18 protein-coding genes and 2 pseudogenes are annotated in these 20555 nt (G+C 71.8%); 5 read left to right on the forward strand and 15 right to left on the reverse strand.

All coding sequences use genetic code 11. The annotated features are described in order from the left end of the window. Positions 1 to 41: 41 nt before the first annotated feature. Complete coding sequence (locus ABZ342_RS42380; RefSeq protein ID WP_360485811.1) at positions 42 to 716, reverse strand: FAD-dependent monooxygenase; 675 nt, start codon at positions 714 to 716, stop codon at positions 42 to 44. A gap of 101 nt (positions 717 to 817) precedes the next feature. On the opposite strand from ABZ342_RS42380, the gene ABZ342_RS42385 reads away from it, so the two are divergent. Then, positions 818 to 1423 carry a TetR family transcriptional regulator gene (locus ABZ342_RS42385; protein ID WP_360485814.1) on the forward strand — a complete coding sequence of 202 codons (606 nt, stop codon included), beginning with the start codon at positions 818 to 820 and terminating at the stop codon, positions 1421 to 1423. A gap of 59 nt (positions 1424 to 1482) precedes the next feature. Here the strand turns inward: ABZ342_RS42385 and ABZ342_RS42390 are convergent, their stop codons facing one another. The 3 genes from ABZ342_RS42390 to ABZ342_RS42400 all read right to left on the reverse strand — a co-directional run bounded on the left by ABZ342_RS42390 (position 1483) and on the right by ABZ342_RS42400 (position 3425). Next, positions 1483 to 2526: a ketoacyl-ACP synthase III family protein gene (locus tag ABZ342_RS42390; RefSeq protein WP_360485816.1), complete on the reverse strand. Its 1044-nt coding sequence runs from the start codon at positions 2524 to 2526 to the stop codon at positions 1483 to 1485. Beyond that, complete coding sequence (locus ABZ342_RS42395; RefSeq protein ID WP_360485819.1) at positions 2513 to 2809, reverse strand: hypothetical protein; 297 nt, start codon at positions 2807 to 2809, stop codon at positions 2513 to 2515. Before ABZ342_RS42395 ends, ABZ342_RS42390 begins: the two co-directional genes overlap by 14 nt. 307 nt (positions 2810 to 3116) lie before the next feature. Further along, positions 3117 to 3425, reverse strand: coding sequence for a hypothetical protein (locus ABZ342_RS42400; protein WP_360485822.1), 309 nt, complete (start codon positions 3423 to 3425; stop codon positions 3117 to 3119). Positions 3426 to 4253: 828 nt separating this feature from the next. Between ABZ342_RS42400 and ABZ342_RS42405 the strand changes: the two genes are divergently transcribed. Then, complete coding sequence (locus tag ABZ342_RS42405) at positions 4254 to 7274, forward strand: DEAD/DEAH box helicase (RefSeq protein ID WP_360485825.1); 3021 nt, start codon at positions 4254 to 4256, stop codon at positions 7272 to 7274. Continuing rightward, positions 7267 to 7992 carry a hypothetical protein gene (locus ABZ342_RS42410; RefSeq protein WP_360485828.1) on the forward strand — a complete coding sequence of 242 codons (726 nt, stop codon included), beginning with the start codon at positions 7267 to 7269 and terminating at the stop codon, positions 7990 to 7992. Before ABZ342_RS42405 ends, ABZ342_RS42410 begins: the two co-directional genes overlap by 8 nt. Here the strand turns inward: ABZ342_RS42410 and ABZ342_RS42415 are convergent. From ABZ342_RS42415 to ABZ342_RS42445, 7 genes are all read right to left on the reverse strand, one after another. Next, positions 7989 to 8768: an ABC transporter permease gene (locus ABZ342_RS42415; protein ID WP_360485831.1), complete on the reverse strand. Its 780-nt coding sequence runs from the start codon at positions 8766 to 8768 to the stop codon at positions 7989 to 7991. The two genes, ABZ342_RS42410 and ABZ342_RS42415, sit on opposite strands and share 4 nt — an antisense overlap. Continuing rightward, complete coding sequence (locus ABZ342_RS42420) at positions 8765 to 9667, reverse strand: ABC transporter ATP-binding protein (protein WP_360485834.1); 903 nt, start codon at positions 9665 to 9667, stop codon at positions 8765 to 8767. The genes ABZ342_RS42415 and ABZ342_RS42420 overlap by 4 nt, the downstream gene beginning before the upstream one ends. 84 nt (positions 9668 to 9751) lie before the next feature. Continuing rightward, positions 9752 to 10489: a hypothetical protein gene (locus ABZ342_RS42425; RefSeq protein WP_360485837.1), complete on the reverse strand. Its 738-nt coding sequence runs from the start codon at positions 10487 to 10489 to the stop codon at positions 9752 to 9754. Positions 10490 to 10578: 89 nt separating this feature from the next. Beyond that, the gene (locus ABZ342_RS42430; RefSeq protein ID WP_360485840.1) at positions 10579 to 11448 is read right to left on the reverse strand and encodes a manganese catalase family protein; all 870 of its coding nucleotides are present in this window, start codon (positions 11446 to 11448) and stop codon (positions 10579 to 10581) included. 188 nt (positions 11449 to 11636) lie between these two features. Next, positions 11637 to 12074: an SRPBCC family protein gene (locus tag ABZ342_RS42435; protein ID WP_155546910.1), complete on the reverse strand. Its 438-nt coding sequence runs from the start codon at positions 12072 to 12074 to the stop codon at positions 11637 to 11639. 31 nt (positions 12075 to 12105) lie between these two features. Next, the gene (locus ABZ342_RS42440; RefSeq protein ID WP_155546911.1) at positions 12106 to 12579 is read right to left on the reverse strand and encodes an SRPBCC family protein; all 474 of its coding nucleotides are present in this window, start codon (positions 12577 to 12579) and stop codon (positions 12106 to 12108) included. Positions 12580 to 12586: 7 nt separating this feature from the next. Next, entirely contained in the window at positions 12587 to 13741 is a 1155-nt protein-coding gene (locus tag ABZ342_RS42445; protein WP_360485844.1) for a glutamate--cysteine ligase, read from the reverse strand. Between the two features lie 48 nt (positions 13742 to 13789). On the opposite strand from ABZ342_RS42445, the pseudogene ABZ342_RS42450 reads away from it, so the two are divergent. Beyond that, a pseudogene (locus ABZ342_RS42450) lies at positions 13790 to 13909 on the forward strand (hypothetical protein); the annotation flags it as partial. On the opposite strand, the gene ABZ342_RS42455 reads toward ABZ342_RS42450, so the two are convergent. Beyond that, the gene (locus ABZ342_RS42455; RefSeq protein ID WP_360485847.1) at positions 13871 to 14983 is read right to left on the reverse strand and encodes an iron-containing redox enzyme family protein; all 1113 of its coding nucleotides are present in this window, start codon (positions 14981 to 14983) and stop codon (positions 13871 to 13873) included. The pseudogene ABZ342_RS42450 and the gene ABZ342_RS42455 sit on opposite strands and share 39 nt — an antisense overlap. Before the next feature lie 182 nt (positions 14984 to 15165). On the opposite strand from ABZ342_RS42455, the gene ABZ342_RS42460 reads away from it, so the two are divergent. Continuing rightward, positions 15166 to 17328, forward strand: coding sequence for a DUF6351 family protein (locus tag ABZ342_RS42460; RefSeq protein ID WP_360485850.1), 2163 nt, complete (start codon positions 15166 to 15168; stop codon positions 17326 to 17328). A gap of 9 nt (positions 17329 to 17337) precedes the next feature. Here the strand turns inward: ABZ342_RS42460 and ABZ342_RS42465 are convergent, their stop codons facing one another. The 3 genes and pseudogenes from ABZ342_RS42465 to ABZ342_RS42475 form a co-directional block, all read right to left on the reverse strand. Beyond that, positions 17338 to 18690, reverse strand: a complete 1353-nt coding sequence (locus ABZ342_RS42465; protein WP_360485853.1) for a dipeptidase — start codon at positions 18688 to 18690, stop codon at positions 17338 to 17340. 5 nt (positions 18691 to 18695) lie between these two features. Next, a complete protein-coding gene (locus ABZ342_RS42470; RefSeq protein WP_360485856.1) occupies positions 18696 to 19058 on the reverse strand; it encodes a hypothetical protein in 363 nt (120 codons plus the stop codon). Continuing rightward, a pseudogene (locus tag ABZ342_RS42475) lies at positions 19055 to 20532 on the reverse strand (APC family permease). The gene ABZ342_RS42470 and the pseudogene ABZ342_RS42475 overlap by 4 nt, the downstream one beginning before the upstream one ends. Between the last annotated feature and the right edge of the window lie 23 nt (positions 20533 to 20555).

Below are 20555 nucleotides of genomic sequence, written 5' to 3' on the forward strand. Positions count from 1 at the left end.
CGCCGGGGCGTGACCATGCGTTTCGTCCTGCCTCCGCTGGGCTACCCGCGCGGGATCTCTGGGTCTACCGTGTCCGCAGGAGGTGGTGGCCTTGCGGCCGGGTTGTCGCCGATCAGCTCCGGCAACCCGGTGTCGGCCACCGCTCGCAGCGGAGTCGCGCCCATGAGCATGCGCCGTCCCGTGTCGAGTACCCGCGCGTCCGGCAGGTACTGGCGGCGTACGGCCGAACCGATCCCGTCCGCGCCGACGAGCACGTCCGCGGTGTCCGTGCGGCCGTCGGCGAAGAAGGCGCGGACCGTGCCGTCGGCGCGCTGCTCGAACCGCGTGAACTCCGCGCCGAACCGGACCACGTCGTCCAGCTCCGTCAGCAGCACCGCCCGGAGCAGCGGCCGGTGGACCTGCCGGCCGGGGCGCGCCCGGCCCGCGAGCCCGTCGGACGGCCGGGCGCCCACGACGGCGAGTTCCCCGCCCGCTTCGGACAGCGTCAGCGTCCGCTCACGCGGTCCGCCCGTGGTGGCCTCCACCATGGCCACGTGCGCCGGGGGCAGGCACGCCCGCAGCGCCGCCGCGCCCCGGTCGTCGAGGTGCAGGCTCACGCCCTGCGGACGTCCCCGCGCGCCGTCCCGTTCGTAGACCGCGACGTCGATCCCGCTCCGGCGGAGCCCGTGGGCCAGGGTCAGCCCACCCGGACCGGCGCCGATCACGATCACCTTCATCCTCGTCACCCTTTCTTCACCGCCTGATGAAGAACACGCTACGGCGAGTCCGGCCAAAACTCCACCGACCGATGAAGAAAGAGTGTTAAGCTCCGGTGGTCATGGCAGAACACGACACCCCCGGCCGCCCCGGCCGCTGGCGGTCCGGCGCGGAGAGCAAGCAGCGGATCCTCGATACCGCGCGCGAACTGTTCGGCGAGCACGGCTACGGCGCCACGACCGTGCGCGCGATCGCCAAGGCGGCGGGGGTCGACCCGGCGATGGTGTTCTACTTCTTCGGCACCAAGCAGGACCTGTTCGGCGCCGCCGTCGACATGTCCGGCGCCGTCCCGCCCGCCATCGCGTCGATCTTCACCGGCGGTCTCGACACCATCGGCGAGCGCATCGTCCGGACCCTGGTGGAGAACCTCGACAAGTCCGGCCGCACCCCGCTGGTGATGCTGACCCGGTCGGCGCCGACCGACGCCCAGTCCGAGACGCTGCTGCGCGAGTTCATCGACCGGGAGATCACCGACCGCCTCGCGGCCATGCTCGGCACCCCGGACGCGACGGTGCGGGCCGCCATGGTCAACGTCCAGATCCTCGGTCTCACGGTCGCGCGCTACATCATGCGGATCGAGCCGATCGCGTCCGCCTCGGTCGACGAACTGGTCGAGCGGTTCGGCCCGCTCGTGCAGTACTGCCTGACCGGACCACCGGCGGCGTGATCCGCGGGGTGGGGGCCGGCTGCCGGTGCAGCCGGCCCCTTCGGGCCCGGCGACGTAACTCAGGCGGTGGCCGGCACCGGCTCGACCTGCAGGACGACGGCCGTCCACGTCATGCCGACCCCGATCCCCAGCAGCAGCACGTGGTCGCCCGGGCCCGCTTCGCCGGTGCGGAGCAGGTGGTCGAGCGCCACGATCTGGTCGCTGGCGCCGAGGTGGCCCACGCGCAGTCCCAGCCCGGTCATCGTGCGGGACTCGGAAATGCCGAGCGGGCGCAGGATCTGCGTCTCCACCAGCCGGCGGCCGTAGTGCGGGGCGCAGATCTTCGCGATGTCGGGAAGGTCGAGGCCGACGTCGGACAGCGCTGTCTTGACGACCGCGGTCACGCCGTCGGCGTTGCGGCTGTCGACGTGCGCCGGACCGCCGTGACGGCCGAGCCACTGCCGCTTGCGGCGGCGGATGTCCAGGGACCGGTGGGCGGTCACGCTGGCCGTGCGGAACGGTTCGTCACCCCGCTGCAGGCCTTCCAGTGACGGGTCCGTGTAGGACGCGATCGCGCGGACGCGCGCCAGGCCCGGCCGGCGGGACAGCACGACCGCGCTGCCCGCGTCGCCGTAGACGATGCCGGTGTCGGTGTTCCAGTGCGGGAAACCCGGTGCGCCGAACCGGTCGCCGGCGGTGATGAGCGCGGCGTCGTGGTCCGGGCGGCCGCGCAGGACGCTCGCCGCGACGTCCAGGCTCGCCACCACGCTGTTGCTCATCGCGCCGAGCTCGAGCGTGAGCCCGGGGCCGGCGCCGACACCGAGCCGGTCGCGCACGAACGACGCCGCGTGCCAGAAGTCGATGCCGGCGTGGTAGATCCCGGCGTGCAGGCACAGCATCGGCCAGACCGGCTCACCGGTCACGGTTTCGGCCTGGCGCAAGGCTTCCCGGCCGGCCCGCACCGCGAGCTCGGGGCCGGGCATCGCGGCGACGGCGGTGGAGAGCTGACCGGTCCGGTCGGCCTCGGCGGTGGTGAACTCACCGGCCGCGAGCGGGACGGCGACCGGCGTCAGCGCGCCGACCTCGCTGCCGATCCCGGCGAGGTACAGGTCATCGACGCGCATCCGGGGTCACCTCCGGGAGCACGGCTTCGATCTCGGAAAGCATGTCGTCGAGGTGCAGCGGGGGAGCGGACACGCACCCCGCGGCGGCGAGCTCGGCGGCGACGGCTTCGGTGCTCCCACCGGCGAACCGGTGAAAACCCGCGAAGCAGGCGAGGCCACTGCCCGGAACGGCGATGGCCAGGTGCGCCCAGCCGGTTTCGCGGTCCCAGCGCACGATCAGCCGGGCGATCCCGGTGACGGTGTGGGTTTCGCGCAGCACCCGTGTCAACGTCGTGGCGGTCAAGCAACTTCCTTTCGGCACGGCGAACAGCACGCACCACCGGGCGCGCGCTGCTGGAAAGGGGGGTGGGAACCGCGTCGTCGGGGCCCCGGGAACGCCGAGAAACCTACCGCGTTGATCATGCGCGCCGAGTCACCCCCTGATACGCAGAGTGATCGCGGTTGCTGGTACGGGGAGCGGATTGCCGAAAACAGGGGGGTTTTTAGCCAAGTCGATCATGAGGTTCCTTCGGGTTACGCTCACGCTCTGTAGTCTCCGCGCGCCGCCGCCGCCCGTGACCGCCGCGCCGCGCCTCCCGAGGGTCGGCCGGTTACCGGTCTTCCCAGATCGTGACGTGCAGGACGACCGCGTTGTCCGCGTTGCGGCGGAGAATGGATACGTACCCGGTGTGCATTTTCGAAGAGCGGAAACAGAAAGATCCGCCGACGCCCAGGGGAGGAAAAGGTGGCCAGGCGAAAGCCTCCTGGCAGCTGAAGTAGAGTTTGGCCGGCGCGGTGACGGCCGGAAAATAGTAGACGTTGGGTGCATTTACGGCTTGAACGGAATCGTATTGGTTTCCTCCCCCTTCGTGGTACAGGTCGTAGTCGCCTGTGGCGCCATCTTCGTTGTCCGGTGTCACGACGGGCGGCGACCGATCCACGTCCACGGCGGCGCGGCGCGGGGAGTGTGATGGTCTGGTCGACGAGTTTCCGCGGCTGGTCGCTGTCCGGTGAGCCGGTAGTGCCGCCGGGATCCATTGCCTGCGTCTGGGGGGGAGTCGAGCCGGTCGAAGTTCGAGTGGTGGGTGGGATCGGTGCCGGCAACACCGCAGGCGTGCTTCCCGAGTGGATCAGGTCTCTGATCTTCATTGCGCCGCCTGCTCCCAATATCAGGCAGCCGACGACCAGCAGTGCCACGGCCGGACCGGTTCGGCGACGCCAGAACCAGGAACTGCCGACGAACAGGAATGCGACGATCGTGAGCACCGTGAGCAAGACGTCGGAGTCCAGGAAGCTGTACAGCCCCGCTGCCACGGCAATCGTGTCGGCAACGACCCCCACTCGCCAGAGCCGGTTGCGGTGCGTTGCTCCGGAATCGGCCGGTGGTGATTCCGGCGGGGCGTGCTGTTCGTTCATGAACCTGTTCCGGTGGGCCGCGTTTTTAGAGTGGCCTGGAAGGGTACAACGAGGCGATCTGCGTTGTCGAACCCCGTTGGCGGCCATCAAAAGTTCCTGGTCAAGCGCGTGGCAAGCGCGTTCAAGAATTTTAGTGATCAATTTTCCGAAATATGGGAAATGGTGGCCGTTGATGTTCTGGAAGCGGCACTTTCCGGCGTTCCCTCGGCTTTGCCGGATTCGGTTCCGCTCAGCCGGCCGCGCAGGTTGCCGGCAACGGGTCCCGCGGTACCCTCCACGCCTACCGTGCGACGATCTGGGGGATGCCGGATCGGATGAAGGAGCCACGGACCTTGCCCCTGGTGCATGCTCTGTGGTCGCCGGTCCGGGGGCTCGTGCTCTGGGCGGAGCACGACCGGCGCCCGGCCGGCACCGCGAGTCGTTCGGCGCAGATCGCGCTTCCGCATCCCTTCGCCGTCTCCAGTGCGAACCTGACCGCCCTGCACCCCGGCAAGCCGACCTCGGCGACCTTGCTGCTGCCGTCGCGGGCGAACCGGCCGCTCGCTTCCTCCGAAATGGCGGCCGGTAAAAGGCGGGGCCCGACGCTGCGGCCCTGGTCGGTGCCCGCCTTGATCGTGGACGCGTCCGAGCTGGACGACCTCGACGACGCCGCCTCGTACGGCGCTTCGGTCACCTACCTGCGGGCGGTGGCCCGCCTGGCCGCGGATCTGGTGCGACGCGGGCGGGTGCTGCCGACGCTGGTCCGCCAAGGCGACGCGGCGGAGGCTCGGTGGCGCCCCGTGCTCCAGGGTGTCGACTTCGTCGCGTTCGACGCGCTGGTCGCGGCCATGCCGCCGGTCGGGCGGGCCGAGCAGATCGCGCCGCTGACCGGGGCCTCGCCGCGCGCGCTCGTCACCGATGCCCTGCACACCCTGGTCGACGCGGCGGTCCGGGACCGGCTGGCGCGGGCGGATCCGCCCGTCGACCTGCGCGGCGACCGGGGCGCGGCCGGCGTGTGGCTGTCCGCTCTGCAGGGCGGCGATCCCCGGGTCGAGCTGCCGCTCGACGAGCTCGGGGTCGTGGCCGGCGCCGTCGCGAAGTGGGACGAGGTCGCCGACACCGACGTCGTCGACGGCCGGGCGTGCTTCCGGCTGGCCGAGGTCGCCACCCTGCGTCAGCCGGCCGACGACGAGGACGATCCCGACGACCAGACCGGCGACGGCACCAAGTGGCAGCTGCGGTTCCTCCTGCGCGCGACGGCCGATCCGAGCCTGCTGCTGTCGGCCGGGCAGATCTGGTCGGGCGAGGCGAACGGGCTGGTCAGGGACCCGAGAGGGTTGTTCGCCGCCGAGCTGGGCCGGGCCGCGCTGGTGGAACCGATGCTCGCGCCGGCGCTGCGCAGGACCCAGCCGTCCGAGTACGACCTGACCCTCGAGGAAGCCGAGCGGTTCCTCACCTCGGGCGCGAACCGGCTGGTCGAGGCCGGGTTCGAAGTGCAGCTCCCGGCCACCTGGGACGGCAGGCGCCGGCTCGGGCTGCGGCTCTCCGTCCGCAGCACGCCGTCGGAGCAGGTCGTCGCCCGCAGCCGGGTGGGCCGCGACGAGCTGGGCGCGTTCCGCTGGTCGATCGCCGTGGGCGACGACGAAATCGGCGAGGAAACCCTGGCGAAGCTCGTCGCGGCGAAGACACCGCTGGTGCGGCTGCGGGGCCGGTGGATCAGCGTCGACGCCGACCGGCTCCGCGCCGGTCTGGAATTCCTGCGCCGTGACCCCCATCGGCGCGGTCAGCGCCCCACCGCGGCCGAGCTGCTGGAGCTCGTCCACCTCACGCGGGAGGCGCCGCTCCCGGTCACCGACGTCAGCGCCGACGGCTGGGTCGGGGACGTCCTGGCCGAGCGGGTCCACCAAGAACTCCAGCCGGTCGAGCTGCCGCCGTCGTTCCGCGCCACCCTGCGCCCCTACCAGCAGCGGGGGGTCGCCTGGCTGGCGTTCATGTCGGCACTCGGGCTCGGCGCGTGCCTGGCCGACGACATGGGCCTCGGCAAAACGGTCCAGACGCTCGCGCTCGAGGCCGTCGAGCGGGCGGCCGGTGATCGCCGTCCGACGCTGGTGCTGTGCCCGATGTCGCTGGTCGGCATGTGGCAGCGGGAGGCGGCGAAGTTCGCCCCGGGCCTGCGCGTCCACGCCCACCACGGCAGCGCCCGCGCGCACGGCGACAAGCTCGCCGAGCGGGTCGCCGCGGCCGACCTCGTCGTCACGACCTACGCCACCGCCGCCCGCGACGCCGACGAACTCGAGCAGGTCACCTGGCGGCGCCTGGTGCTCGACGAAGCGCACGCCATCAAGAACGCCGACACCGCGACGGCCAAGGCCGTGCGGCGGTTCGCGGCCGGGCACCGGCTCGCGCTGACGGGCACCCCGGTGGAGAACCGGCTGGCGGACCTGTGGTCGGTGCTGGACCTGCTCAACCCCGGGCTGCTCGGCAGCAGGTTCGAGTTCCGGCAGCGGTTCGCGGCCCCGATCGAGCGCGGCGGCGACACCGCCACGGCCGCCGCGCTGCGCCGCCTGACGCAGCCGCACCTGCTGCGCCGGGTGAAGACGGACCCCTCGATCGTTCCCGAGCTTCCGGAAAAGCTCGAAATCACGCAGGAGTACCGGCTCACCCGCGAACAGGGGACGCTGTACGCCGCGATCGTCGACGAGATGATGAAGAAGATCGAGAACAGCCAGGGCATCAAGCGCCGGGGCAACATCCTCGCCGCGATCACGAAGCTCAAGCAGGTCTGCAACCACCCCGCGCACCTGCTGCACGACGGTTCCCCGATCGGGCGGCGCTCTGGCAAGGTCGTCCGCCTCGAAGAGATCCTGACGGAAATCCTGGCGTCGGGCGATCGGGTGCTGTGCTTCACGCAGTACACCGAATTCGGCCACCTGCTCGTGCCCCACCTGGCGGACCGGCTCGGCGTCGAGGTCGGGTTTTTGCACGGTGGCCTGGCCAAGGGAGCGCGAGACGCGATCGTGGAACGCTTCCAAGCCGGCGACGGGCCGCGGATCCTCTTGCTCTCGCTCAAGGCCGGCGGCTCCGGGCTCACGCTGACCGCCGCCAGCCAGGTCCTGCACCTGGACCGCTGGTGGAACCCGGCGGTGGAGAACCAGGCCACCGACCGGGCGTTCCGGATCGGGCAGGGACGGAACGTCCAGGTCCGGAAGTTCGTCTGTCCCGGCACCATCGAGGAACGCATCGACACCCTGATCGCCCGGAAGCGCGCGCTCGCGGGCCTGGTCGTCGGCGAGGGCGAAAGCTGGCTCACCGAGCTGTCCACGGACGCGCTGCGCGGCGTGCTCACCCTGGGGGAGGAGGCGATCGATGACTGAGCCGCTCCCTTGGTGGCCGACCCGGTTCATCCGGGCGCTGACGGCGATCGGCGTCCTCCTGCCCGCGCCGGGCCAAGGTCGCGTCGTGTCCATGGAAGTCGGCGCCGGGCGCGTCGACGCCGAGGTGCACGACGGCCGCCCTCACCAGGTGCGCATCGGGCTGACGGCGTTCGGGAAAGCGGACTGGGCGGCGATCACCCACGCCCTCGCCGCGAAAGCGTCGCTCACGGTCCTGCTGCTCCGCGGTGAGCTGCCCCGCGACGTCGAACAGATCTTCAAGGCGGTCCGGCTGCCGTTGTTCCCGTCGTCGGCGCGGGAGGTGTCCCTGGACTGCACCTGCCCGGCCGTCGAGGTGCCGTGCGGCCACCTGAACGCCGTGTTCACCGCGCTCGTGGCGCGGGTCGACGCCGATCCGTTCACCGTGCTCGCCCTGCGCGGCCGGACCCGCGAAGCGCTGCTGGAGGAGCTGAAGAACCGGCTCATCTCCGCCGAGCCGCTCGATCCCGACGACCGCTCTCCGGCCTTGACCGAGGTCATGGACACCTTCTTCGAGTGCGGCCCGGCCCCGGGCCTGGGCGGCGCGGCGCCGCTGCACGGCCCGCGGACGTCGGTCGACGCGCTGCTGGACCAGGCCCCGCCGTTCGCGATCACGGTGGGCGGCGAAAAGGTCGCGGAGTTGCTCCGGCCGGTGTACCGGGCACTCGCGGACGGCAGTTAGCGGTCCTGGTCGGCGCCGTGCCACCAGGCCGCGGTGGTGACGACGCCGGTCGCCCCGACGAGGAGCACCAAGAGGTATCCGACGACGCCGGGCGGGTCGTGGCCGGGGCCGGCCAGTCCGGTGAACAGCGCCGGGACGGACCAGGGGAAGTAGCGGCCGTAACCGAAGAGCGCGACGACCTGGGCCAGGAAGACGGCGGTGATCAGGGCCGCGACCCCGGCGAGGTAACCCCGGCCGAGGCTGGCGGCGAACGCGAACGGCGTCACCAGCAGGATGGTCATGACCGCGGTCGCGAGGACCTCGCCGAGGCCGCGGGCCGCGACGGCGGCCGACCAGCCGCGCAGTCCGATGGTGGTTCCCAGGAGCAGGCCCAGCAGGTAGAGGTAGCCCGCCAGCGCCAGGCACCACAGCGCCGCGACGGCGAACTTGGCGCCGACGACCGTGGTGCGGGCCGTCGGCAGCGCGAGCAGGTCCTTGATCGTGTGCTGGCTGAACTCCCGGCCGAACAGCCAGATCACGACGAGCCCGAAGACCCCCACGCCACCGACCGCGACGATCTGGGCCAGCAGGGCGAAGGAGGCCGGCCAGTCGGCGCTGCCGCCGGCGAGCGACGCCTTCGTGCCCAGCAGGCCCAGCGCCCGCGCCCGGGACAGGTCCTGCAGGACGAACATGACCAGCGTGCCGAACACCCCGGCGACGGTGAAGGCCAGCACGGTCACCCACGGCAGCCGCGACCGGCGCGCCTTCAGGACCTCGGCCCACAGCGCGCCCCTCACGGCGTGCCGACCAGGCGCAGGAAGCAGGTCTCGAGGTCGTCCTGTTCGACGGCGAGCCGGGTCGGTGGGCAGCCCGCTCCGGCCAGGAGCGCGGCGACGTCGTCGGGACGCCGGATCGCGGTGTCCTCGCTCAGGACGAACCCGGGTTCGCCGGTGTCCTCGGCGCGGTAGCCGGCGGCGTGCAGGGCCGCCGCACCCGCCGCCCGGTCCCGGACGTCGACGCGCAGGCGGGGCCGCGCCTGGGCGACCAGGTCGGGGGTGGCGCCTTCCCAGACGAGCCGGCCGCGGTCGAGGACGCCGATGCGGCCGGCCAGCCGGGCGACCTCGGTGAGGATGTGGCTGGACAGCAGGACCGTCACCCCCTCGCGGGAGAGGTCGTGCAGCAGCGCGCGGATCTCGGCGACGCCCGCGGGGTCGAGGCCGTTCGCCGGCTCGTCGAGGACCAGCAGTTCGGGCCGGTGGAGCAGCGCCTTGGCCAGGCCGAGCCGCTGGGCGTTCCCCAGCGACAGCGTGCGGGCCCGCCGGGTGGCGTAGGGCTCGAGCCCGAGCCGCGCGATCACCTCCTTGACCGGAGCGTCGCCGAGTCCGCGCAAGCGGGCGGCTACGGCGAGGTTCTCGGCGACCGTGAGCTTTGGGTACGCGGCGGGGGTCTCGACGAGGTAGCCGACCCGCGACCAGACGGCGCGCGCGGCCGGGCGAACCGGGGTGCCCAGCAGGGAGACCGAGCCGCTCGTCGGCCGGACCATGCCGAGCAGCATCCGGATGGTGGTGGTCTTGCCGGCGCCGTTGAGCCCCAGCAGCGCGTAGATCTCCCCGGGCGGCACACACAGCGAAAGCCGGTCGACGGCGACGACGTCGCGGTGGCGCTTGGTCAGCTCGGTGGCGGCGATCGTGGTCACGGGAAGCCCTTTCCTCGCACGGCGATCTTCTCGCCGACCAGGCTTCCCGGCACACCGGTTCGTGCTGTACACCGCCCGGGCGAGCTACTTCTTGAGCCTGCGGCTGCCGGCGTGCCAGTCTTCGGTCTTGCCCGTCTCCTGCGCTGTGACGCCGAAGGACGGCAGTTGAGGACGCTCGCGCAGGCTTCGCTTGAGCTCGGCGAAGCCGGGGAACCGGGCGAGGCCGACGACGTGGTCCCACAGCTGTCCGGCCTGCTCCTCGTCGGGCAGCCGGCTGATCACCGGCCCGAAGAAGGCGACGCCCGCCGGCGGTTCGAAGTGGACGATCGGCGTGCCGACGTCCTTGCCCGTCAACGACAACGCCTCGTCGGACTCCGCCTGGATCTCGGCGTCACGCGAGGTGTCCTCGAGCGCGTCGACGAGCGAGGCCGGCAGGCCGGCTTCGGCGAGCGCGTCGGCGGCCAGCTCGGGAGTGCCTTGCCAGCCGGGAGACCGCCCTTCGACGGGCCCGGCCTCGAAGATGCGCGCCCCGAAGGCGGCGTAGAGCGGGCCGATCGCCTCGCGGCCGTGCTGCTCGCGTGCCGCCGACGCCACCCGCAGCAGCCGCAGGCCTGCGGTGTGCTGCGCGGGGTAGTCCTCGGGGAAGTGGGTGTCGTAGTCGAGGTGCGAGTTGATGAGGCGCAGGGAGATGAACCGCCAGTCGACGGAGTAGTCGCGCTGCGCCTGGACGATCCGGATCCACTTGCTCGTCATCCAGGCGAACGGGCAGATGGGGTCGAAGTAGAAGTCGATGTCGGCGTGGTCCGCTGAACCGGTGCTCATGCCCGCGATCCTAGGTCGCCGGCGGCGAGGATGTGCGCCGGCCGCGGCTGGTCCCGCTCCCGCGAACGGGACCGGCCGGGCCTTGCGGGTCAGCCCTTCTTGGTCTTGGCCTTGGCGGCTTTGACCTTGCCCTTCACGGTGCCCTTGGCGTCCTGGAGCGGGGCGTACGTGCCGTACAGCGCGGGGTCGGGCTTCGGTGCCGTTCCCGGGCCGCCGAGGGGTTCGGGGTCCATCAGGTACTCGATGCCGGCCTCGGTGGTCCAGCCGCCCTTGGCTCCGTCCGGGCCGTCCGAGAGGTGCCAGATCGTGTTGTTGTGCTTCTGGTCCTCCTCGTCGAGGAGCGCGTTGGGCGCGATTTCGTCCTCGAGGCCGTCGGCCTTCAGTTCTTCGATCGCGGCCAGCCACTGCTTCTGGTGCACGGTGTCGCGGGCGAGGTTGAACTGCAGCATCGCCTTGACGCCCGGGTCGTCGGTCATGTTGTACAGCCGGGCGGTCTGCAGGCGGCCCTGCGCCTCGGCGGCGACGTTGGCGCGGAAGTCGGCCAGCAGGTTGCCGGAAGCGACGATGTACTTGCCGTTCCACGGGGTTCCGTTGCTGTCGGCCGGAAGCGCGCCGCCGCCGGCGACGATCGTCTGCTGGACGTCCATGCCGCCGATCATCGCGGCCATCACCGGGTCCTTCACGGCGGCGGCGGTGGCCGTGGCGGGCGCGCCTTCGAGGAGGCGGGCGACCATGGTGGCGAGCATTTCGACGTGCCCGATCTCCTCGGTCGCGGTGTCCATGATGAGGTCCTTGTACTTGCCTTCGATGCGGCAGTTCCAGCCCTGGAACAGGTACTGCATCGTGACGCTCATTTCGCCGAAGGCGCCGCCGATGAGCTCCTGGAGCTTGTGGGCGTACACGGCGTCGGGCTTTTCGGGCTTGGCTTCGAACTGCAGCAGCTTCGTGTGACGGAACACGGTGGTCCCTCCGTCTTCGCAGATGGGGTTCCGCCGGACATCGGCGGTCGCTGCTCTGATTCCCGGTTAGCGGGCGGTTAACCGCGGCTTCGAAATGCTCCGGATTTCCTTGCGGACGCGGAAAACCGCGTGGGTGAAGGCATGACCTTCACCCACGCGGTTTTCTTGTATAGCGCTGCGAATTCAGCTCAGGCGGGGGCGCCGAAGACCTGAACGAGGCTCTTCTCCGTGTCGGCGCCCACTTTTTCGAACACGATCTTCGTCAGCGGCGCCGCCAGTTTCGCGGCTCCGCTGAATTCGATGGTCGCGTGGTACGTGATCGTCGTTCCCGATCCGTTCGCCGCGGTGACGCCGATGTCGTCGGTGGAGGTCGCGGTGTCGTTGCGGCCCACGAACACCACCCGGCCCGGCTCGAGCCGGGTCAGCTCGTACGTCAGCTCGGTCTCGATGCCCGCGATCTTGGAGACGTTGCGCCACCGGGAACCGACCTCGACCGGGCCTTCGACGAGCGGTTCGCAGGAAACCGTTCCGGGGTCCCATTCTTCGGCGTTGGCGAAGTTCTTCAGGTAGTCCAGCACCCGCTCCGGCGGTGCGGCGACGTCGAAGCTGCGGGTGACATCGACCATGGGGGCTCCTTGCCTGGTGGGTGTTTCCGGGTCAGTCGGTGCGCTGGCCGGGGCGGTCGACGTCGCCGCGCCACGCGCCCGTCTCGTGGCCGTCGCGGGTCTCGATGAACGTCTTGAACCGGTCGAGGTCGCCCTGGACCCGGCGGTCGAGGATGCCGAGCTTGTCGGCGACGTTCTCCACGAAACCCTCCGGGTCGACGTCCATCTGCACGGTGACCCGCGTGCTGGTGTCGTCGAGGCGGTGCACGGTGACGACGCCGGCGTGGTCGGGTCCCGAGTCGGACTTCCACGCGACCCGCTCGTCCGGGTTCTGCTCGGTGATCGTCGCGTCGAACTCGCGAGTGACGCCCGCGACACTGACGGTCCAGTGCGTGTGGGTGGCGTCACGCTGCTCGATGTGGTCGACGCCTTCCATGAACCGGGGGAAGTCGGCGAACTGGGTCCACTGGTTGTAGACCGTGGTCACATCGGCGTCGACGTCGACGGACTTGGTGATCGTGCTCATGCGCGGATCAGCTCCTCGGGGGTGCGGGGGAATGAGCGACTGCTTCCCGGCTACCCCCTTCGCCGGGGGACAAACGCGCGAGCGCGGCGTCGTCGACGATCGCGCCGGGGCCGTCGCGCGCCACCCGGATCTGGCGCTCGGCCCCGGTTTCCCCCGCGACGACCCGCCGGAGCAGCGCCTGGGTGACCGCTTCGTCGCCGGCGGCGGCCAGCGCCGGCCGGACGTGGTTCACCAGTTCGTGGAGCAGGGCCGTGGCCGGGACGCGCCGTCCGGTCAGGGGATCGACGCCCGGTCCGTGGATGCCGTGGCGCGCGGCGGTCCACAACGCCGCGGCGGCGAGCTGACCGTCCACATCGGGCGCTTCGACGCCGCGGCCGAGGTCGGCGAGCGCGGTGCGGACCAGGGCCCGGGTGAGCGCCACCTGCAGGAGGGCTTCGTCGACCGTCCGGGCGACGTCGGCGATCCGCACTTCGACGGTCGGGTGCGCCGCCGACGGCCGGGCGGCCCAGAACGTCATCCGGTCGTCGACGAGGACGCCGCTGTCCACCAGGCGCCCGAGGCACCGTTCGTAGGCGCCGAGGTCGCCGAAGCGGGGCGGGATGCCCCCACCGGGCAGCGGGGCCTGCTGGATCACGCGCCAGCTCTGGTGACCGGTGTGCTGTCCGTGGTGGACGGCGGAGTTCCCGGACAGCGCGAGCAACGTCGGCAGCCGGGGCCGCAGGTGATCGACGACGGCGACGGCGTGCGCCCGGTCGGGGACGCCGACGTGGACGTGGCAGCCGCAGGTCTCGTAGCCGGCGAGGACACCCCGGTAGGTGTCCCCGATGGCGTGGTGGCGCGGGCTGCCGGTCAGCCGGGGCCGGTCCCCGGCCAGCGGCGGCGTGCCGAGCGGCACGACCAGCGCGTCTTCCTCCTGCGCGGCGCCGGCCAGCACCGCGCGCTGGACGCGCAGCGCCCGGCCGACGTCGCGCAGGTCGGTGTGCACGCCGGTGACCGCTTCGACCTGCGACTGGTACAGCTCGGGTACGAACGTGCCGTCGTCCGGGAGACGGGCGAGGATCGCCGTCGCCCGGGACGCCGGTCGCCGGGTGGCGGCGTCGACGATGAGGAACTCCTCTTCGACGCCCACGGTTTCGATGCTCACGGTGGTTCCGGCCGTCATCGCCGGCCTCCTGGCTTGGCCGGGCACCGGGCGGGGTACCCGGGGCCGGTGAACGACGACACGACACGCGCCACCGTCACCCCGTACGAAGACGGCCCGCTGCTGCTGCGCGGCGACTTCGAAATCCGCTCACCGGACGGCGAGGTCATCGATCCCGGCCGGAGCACCGTCGCGCTGTGCCGGTGCGGCCTCTCGGCCGTCAAACCCTTCTGCGACGGAACGCACAAGGTCCGCGGCTTCCGGGCCCCCGGTGGCCGCTGAGCGCAGGGACGACCGGCCGTCTTCCCAGCGCGTCAGCAGCATCCGGGCGAACTCGGCGTCCACCGCGAGCCCGCACGCCGCGCCGAAGACGACGTCGGCCGCGGCGGCCGGATTCTCGCGGGCGAACGTGCCACAGAGGTCGTGGGCGGCGATCTGCTCGTGGACGGCGTCGGCTTCGACGTGCACGTCGAAGAACCGCGTCGCGTCGGCGTCGCCGCCGAGTCGGCGCAACCCGTTGCCGTAGCGGCGGTTCGGCAACGACGAGGTCATCTCGAACGCGGCCAGGTGCCCGAGCGTGGCGCCGAGCCAGCGCCGGTGGAAGCCGAACAGCGACATCAGGTTGCTCACCGCGAGCGTCACGGCGGGGACGTCGTCGATGTAGTGGCCGTAGGCGTCGTCGAGCCCGAGCCCGCGCATGGTGGCGCGGAACAGCTCGGAGTGCATGCGCTCCAGCCTGCCGTCGCCGTACTCGTCGGACTGGATCTCCAGAAGCGCCACTTTCGCGGCGCCGGACAGGCGGGGAATGGCCCAGCTGTGCGGATCCGCTTCCTTCAGGTGGTAGACCGAGCGGTGCACGACGAACTCGCGGAACTGCCCCGCCGAAGCGCGGCGCTGCAGGAACTTCGCCAGCGAGGGCCCGTCGTCGTTCCGGACCAGCTCGAGGAGCGCTTTCGGCACGTCCTCGGGCCGCACGGCGACCGTGGGCACGAGCTCGCGCAGCCCCGCCAGCCAGCGCTTCTCCGCCTCCCGTCTGACGCGGTCGACGAACGGCGTGTGCTCCCAGCCCGGGTCGACGTCGTCGAAGCCGCGGTAGCCGAGTTCGTAGCAGATCCACAGCGTGAGCTGCAGATCGTCGTCGTGCAGCACCGGCAGCTCCGCGAAGCCCGGCAGGGGACCGCCGTCGGTGTCGTCCGGCTTCCCGCCGAGGAGCCGGTGGGCGACCGCGGTGCTCAACGGGCCGCGGGGGTGGGGCAAGAACATGGAACCTCCTGATCACTGGGCGCCCCGGATACCCATTCGGACGCTCTTCACGCGTGGCCGGACGAGCGGCCGAAGAGGAACGGCGGACCCCGCGGCACCGTTGTTCCGGCCGGCCCGCAGGTGCTATACCGGCAGCTGCCCGGTGTCGCGACGACGCGATGCCCAAGCGAGCGGAGTGTCTGGTGGCGAACCGTGCTTTGCGCTCATCCGCCGTGGTGGCGGCCCTGACCGCGCCCGTCCTCCTGCTGGGGACCGCGAGCGCGGTGGCCGCGCCCGGCTCGCCACCGGGGCGGCAGCTGACGATCGAGACGGTCTCGAACCCGCGGCCGTCCCTCGTCAGCGGGGGACAGGTCCTCGTCAGGGTCGTCCCGCCGGAGCGGACGCACGCCGGGCGGGTCACCGTCAGCGGCAACGGCCACGACGTCACGTCGAGCTTCCGCACCCAGCCGGACGGCAGCCTCCTCGGCCTGGTGACCGGCCTGCGCGACGGCGTCAACGACCTGAGCGCCCGGGCCGGCGGACCCGGTCCGGACCAGCGGGCGAACCTGCGCGTCACCAACCACCCGATCACCGGGCCCGTCTTCTCCGGCGCGCAGCAACTGCCGTTCTACTGCGAAACCCAGGCGTTCGGCCTGCCCGCGGCGTCCCAGCCCCTCTGCAGCGCGCCGACGCAGGTGAGCTACCAGTACAAGACCACCGCCGGGGCGTTCGCGCCGCTGGCGGACCCGGCGGCCCGGCCCGCGGACCTCGCGACGGCCACGGTCAACGGACACGCGGTGCCGTACGTGGTCCGCGTCGAGCGCGGCACGATCGACCGCGCCGTCTACGAGATCGCGGCGCTCTACGACGGCGCGCCGTCGCCCGTCGCGCCCGACAGCAGCTGGAACGGGAAGCTGGTCTACACCTTCGGCGGCGGCTGCAACGCGGGCTACCACCAGGGCGCCGCGACCGGCGGGGTCGTCAACGACCTGTTCCTGGCCCAGGGCTACGCGGTCGCGTCGTCGACCTTGAACGTGCTCGACACCAACTGCAGCCCGATCATCTCGGCCGAAGCGGCGATGATGGTCAAGGAGCACTTCATCGAGACCTACGGCCCGGTGGCCCACACCATCGGCTGGGGCGGCTCGGGCGGGGCGATCCAGCAGTACGACATCGCCGAAAACTACCCCGGCATCGTCGACGGCATCATCCCCGGCGTCTCGTTCCCGGACCCGCTGAGCGTCGGCGGGCCGGTGTCGGACTGCCGCCTGCTCGAGCAGTACTTCGCCGGGCCGGGCGCGTCGTTCACCGCGGCGCAGAAGCAGGCCGTCGCGGGCTTCGCCAGCTACGACTCCTGCGTCTCCTGGAACCTGACCTTCGCCAGCCGCGCGACCGCGACCGGCAGCTGCAACGCGGCGATCCCGGTCGCGGCGCGGTGGGACCCGGTCACCAACCCGCGCGGGGTGAAGTGCAACTCCAACGAGCAGCTGGTGAACCAGATCGGGCGGGACCCGAAGACCGGGTTCGTGCGCAGCCCGCTGGACACCACCGGCGTGCAGTACGGCCTGGCTGCGCTGAAGGCCGGGAAGATCACCGCGGCGCAGTTCACCGACCTCAACGCCGGCATCGGCGGCCTCGACTACACCGGAAAGCCCGTGGCGCAGCGGATCGCGGCCGATCCGAAGGCGCTCAGCGCGGTTTATGCCGACGACATCATGAACTCGGCGTCGCAGGGCCTGCGGGAGACGCCGATCATCGACCAGCGGACCGATCTCGACCTCGCCGGGTTCGGCAACGACATTCACACCACCGAGTGGTCTTACGTGATGCGGCAACGGCTTCTGCGGGCCAACGGCACGGCGGCCAACCAGGTCATCATCGAAAACCACGCGACTCCGGCCGAAGCGGCGGCCGCCGGCGTCTACGAGCTGGGCGCGATGGACCGCTGGCTGACCGCGATCGACGCGGACCGCTCGCACCGGAGTCCCCAGCAGAAGGTGCTGGCGAACCGGCCGGGCGATCTCGGCGACGGGTGTTACCTCTCGGCCGCGTCGCGCATCAATGAGCAGCTGACGTACCCGGCGAGCGGCCAGTGCGGCGCGCAGTACCCGGTGGCGGCCAACACCCGGATGGTCGCGGGGGAGAGCCTGGCCCTCGATGTGCTGAAGTGCCGGCTGAAGCCGCTCGACTTCCGCGACTACCCGGTCGCCTTCACCGCCGCGGAACGGCAGCGGTTGCGCGCGACGTTCCCCGGCGGGGTGTGCGACTACGGCCGTCCGGGCGTCGGGCAGCGCCCCCCGATCGGGACCTGGCTGAGCTACGGCGACGAACGGACCGGCACCACCCCGCCGACGAAGGTGCGGTGACGGCCGGGGTCAGCCGGGCGGGTCCCCGTAACCTCGCAGGAACAGCGCTTCGGTCAGCGCCATGGCCGCGATCTCCTGGGGCGCCACGCTTTCGTTGGGCGCGTGGATGCGGGACTGCGGTTCTTCGACGCCGATGAGGAGGATCTCCGCGTCCGGGTAGGTTTCGGCGAAGACCGTGCAGAGCGGGATCGACCCGCCCTGCCCGAGCCGGCCCATCGGGGTCCCGTACGCGGTTCGCATGGCCTCGGCCATCACGTGGTAGGCGAGGCCGTGGGTGGCGGGGCGGAACGGGCGGCCGCTCGCCTCGATCGCCACCGACAGGCGGGCGCCGCGCGGGGTGGCCGCGATCAGGTGCTCGGTCAGGGCGCGCGCCGCTTCGTGCGGCTCGATGCCGGGTGGGATGCGGAGGTTCAGCCTGGCCCTGGCCTGCGGGGTGATGGCCGCGGCGGAGCCGACGACCGGCGGGCAGTCGATGCCGAGCACCGTCAGCGCCGGGCGGGCCCACAGCATGTCCGCGACGCCGGCATCACCGTCGTCGCCGAGCAGGGCGGCGTCGGGGGAGAGTCCCGCGTCCGTCCGGAACTGGGCCGCCGGGTAGGGGGCGCCGGACCAGTGGCCGTCGCCGGGCAGGCCGTCGACGGTCGTGGCGCCGTCGGCGTCACGCAGGGAGGCCAGCACGGACACCAGCGCGGCCAGCGCGTCCGGGGCGGGGCCGCCGAACATGCCGGAGTGCAGTTCGGACGGCAGCGCCTCGACGGTGACGACGACGTTGACCATGCCGCGCAGGCTGACCGTGACGGCGGGCCGCCCGACCGCGATGTTCCCGGTGTCGCACACCAGGATCGCGTCCGCCCGCAGGAGGTCGGCGTGCTCCGGGACGAACGCCTCCAGCCCGCCGGTGCCCTGCTCCTCCGACCCTTCCACGACCAGCTTGAGGTCGACCGGCAGGTCGTCGCCGAGCGCGCGCAACGCCGTGAGGTGCATGAGGACGTTGCCCTTGCAGTCGGCCGCGCCGCGCCCGTACCAGCGGCCGTCCACCTCGGTCAGCCGGAACGGCGGTGTCCGCCACGCGCTCGGGTCCAGCGGCGGCTGGACGTCGTAGTGCGCGTAGAGGAGCACCGTCGGCGCGTTTTCCCGGCCGCACGAACGGAAACCGAGCACGGCCTGGCTGCCGTCCGGGGTGTCCGCCACCCGGGTGTCGAACCCGGTGTCCGCGAACGCGCCGGCCACCCAGGCCGCGGCCCGCCGGCACTCTTCGGGTGGGAACTGCCGCGGGTCCGCGACGGAGGGGATCGCGACGAGGTCGGCGAGGTCTTCGCGCGCTCGTGGCATCAGCCCGTTCACGCGGGCACGGAGGTCCATCGCGCTCACCCGCCCGTCGCGAGCTTCTCGGGACAATAGATTTCGATGACGAGCCGCTGTGCGCGCGCCGCGGCTTCGGGCGAAAGCACCCGGCGGGCCCCGGGGGTGGGCGTCGCGCCCGGGTCGGCGCAGGTCGAGCCGCCGTCCGTGCCGAGCAGCCGGACGACCTGGTCCCGCGACGGCGTCCGCGCACCCGCCTGGGCCAGCCGCGAGACGAGCAGGTCGGCCTTCGCCTCGGCTTCGGCGGAGACCCGGGCGGAGTGGAAGAGCAGGTACCCGGCCACCAGGAGGCCGCCCAGCACGACCCCCACGACGAGGTAGGCCACCACCCGTTGCCCGCCGGTCGATCGTTCGTCCACAGTGGTCACGATGCGCTCACCTCCGGCAGGCGCCACGACGGCTTGCGCAGGCGGTAGAACAGGAAGGGACCAGCAGGCCGAGGCCGAGCGCGCCGCCCGCGACGATCCCGAGGTACACCCACGGGTTGCCCGAGCCGAACTGCGACGGCGGGACGAACCCGACCAGCAGCGCGGCCAGGGACGCGCAGAACCCGACACCGCACAGCCCCAGCAGCATCGGCGCGCGGTACCCGCGCGGGTGCTCGGGGTGCTTGCGCCGCAACCGGACCGCCGCGACGAACATCAGCAGGTACATGATCAGGTACACCTGGGTGGTGATCACCGAGAAGATCCAGTACGCGCTGGAGACGTCCGGGATGAACGCGTAGCACAGGGCGATCAGCGTCGTGAGCACGCCCTGGGTGACGAGGATGTTCTGCTGCACGCCCTGTTTGTTGAGCCGCTGCAGGAACGGCGGCAGGTACCCCTCCTGCCGGGAGATCAGCAGCAGGCCCTTCGACGGGCCGGCCAGCCAGGTCAGCATCCCGCCGAGCGAGGCCAGGACGAGCATGACACCGATCAGCGGCGTCAGCCACTGGATGCCGAAGGTGGTGAACACGGCTTCGAAGGCCTGCATCACCCCGGCCGTGAGCGACAGCTGGTCGGCGGGGATGACCCAGCTGATCGCCAGCGCGGGCAGGACGAAGATGAGCAGCACCAGCCCCATCGCCAGGAACATGGCCCGCGGGAACTCCTTGCCCTGCTTGCGCAGCGACGAGACGTGCACGGCGTTCATCTCCATGCCGGAGTAGGACAGGAAGTTGTTGACGATCAGCACGAGGCTCGCGAGCCCGGCCCACGCGGGGAGCAGGTGGTCCGCCGACATCGGCGCCGCGGAGGGGTGGCCCTGGGCCAGGAACACGATGCCGAGGACCACCAGCAGCGCCCCGGGAATCAGCGTCCCGATGACGAGCCCGCCGCCGGCGAGCCCGGCCACGCCCTTCGTGCCGCGGGAGGAGATCCAGACCCCCGACCAGTAGGCGACGACGATGACGGCGGCCGTCCACCACCCGTTGTCCGCCAGGCTCGGGTCGAAGACGTACGCGAGCGTGCTCGCGACGTACCCGAGCAAGCTCGGGTAGTAGAAGATCGTCATCGCGAACTGGCACCAGACCGCGAGGAAGCCCAACGGCTTGGAGATCCCGAGCGCCACCCAGTTGTAGACCCCGCCCGGCCAGCCCGACGCCAGCTCGGCCGAGACCAGGGAGGTCGGCAGCAGGAACACGATCGCCGGGACGACGTAGAGGAAGACGGCGGCGAGCCCGTAGACGGCCATCGTCGGTGACGGGCGCAGGCTCGCGACGGAACTGGTCGTCATGAGCGCGAGCGCGATCCAGGAGATCCACGCGGCGGCCGGCGGTTTCGCGCGGCCGGTCCCCGCGGTGGCCGGCGGTGACGCCCCGGGTGACTCCGGTGGCCGGTGCGGTCGGTTCGTGGCGGTCATGCGTGGTGGCCTCCCGGCTTCAC

Source organism: Amycolatopsis sp. NPDC005961, from assembly GCF_040629235.1.
Classification (GTDB): Bacteria; Actinomycetota; Actinomycetes; order Mycobacteriales; family Pseudonocardiaceae; genus Amycolatopsis; species Amycolatopsis camponoti.

Excerpts from the sequence above, each read along its gene's own strand:
- ABZ342_RS42380 (WP_360485811.1), bottom strand. The coding sequence starts at position 716 with ATGAAGGTGATCGTGATCGGCGCCGGTCCGGGTGGGCTGACCCTGGCC.
- ABZ342_RS42385 (WP_360485814.1), top strand. The coding sequence starts at position 818 with ATGGCAGAACACGACACCCCCGGCCGCCCCGGCCGCTGGCGGTCCGGC.
- ABZ342_RS42390 (WP_360485816.1), bottom strand. The coding sequence starts at position 2,526 with ATGCGCGTCGATGACCTGTACCTCGCCGGGATCGGCAGCGAGGTCGGC.
- ABZ342_RS42410 (WP_360485828.1), top strand. The coding sequence starts at position 7,267 with ATGACTGAGCCGCTCCCTTGGTGGCCGACCCGGTTCATCCGGGCGCTG.
- ABZ342_RS42425 (WP_360485837.1), bottom strand. The coding sequence starts at position 10,489 with ATGAGCACCGGTTCAGCGGACCACGCCGACATCGACTTCTACTTCGAC.
- ABZ342_RS42435 (WP_155546910.1), bottom strand. The coding sequence starts at position 12,074 with ATGGTCGATGTCACCCGCAGCTTCGACGTCGCCGCACCGCCGGAGCGG.
- ABZ342_RS42440 (WP_155546911.1), bottom strand. The coding sequence starts at position 12,579 with ATGAGCACGATCACCAAGTCCGTCGACGTCGACGCCGATGTGACCACG.
- ABZ342_RS42445 (WP_360485844.1), bottom strand. The coding sequence starts at position 13,741 with ATGACGGCCGGAACCACCGTGAGCATCGAAACCGTGGGCGTCGAAGAG.
- ABZ342_RS42455 (WP_360485847.1), bottom strand. The coding sequence starts at position 14,983 with ATGTTCTTGCCCCACCCCCGCGGCCCGTTGAGCACCGCGGTCGCCCAC.
- ABZ342_RS42465 (WP_360485853.1), bottom strand. The coding sequence starts at position 18,690 with ATGGACCTCCGTGCCCGCGTGAACGGGCTGATGCCACGAGCGCGCGAA.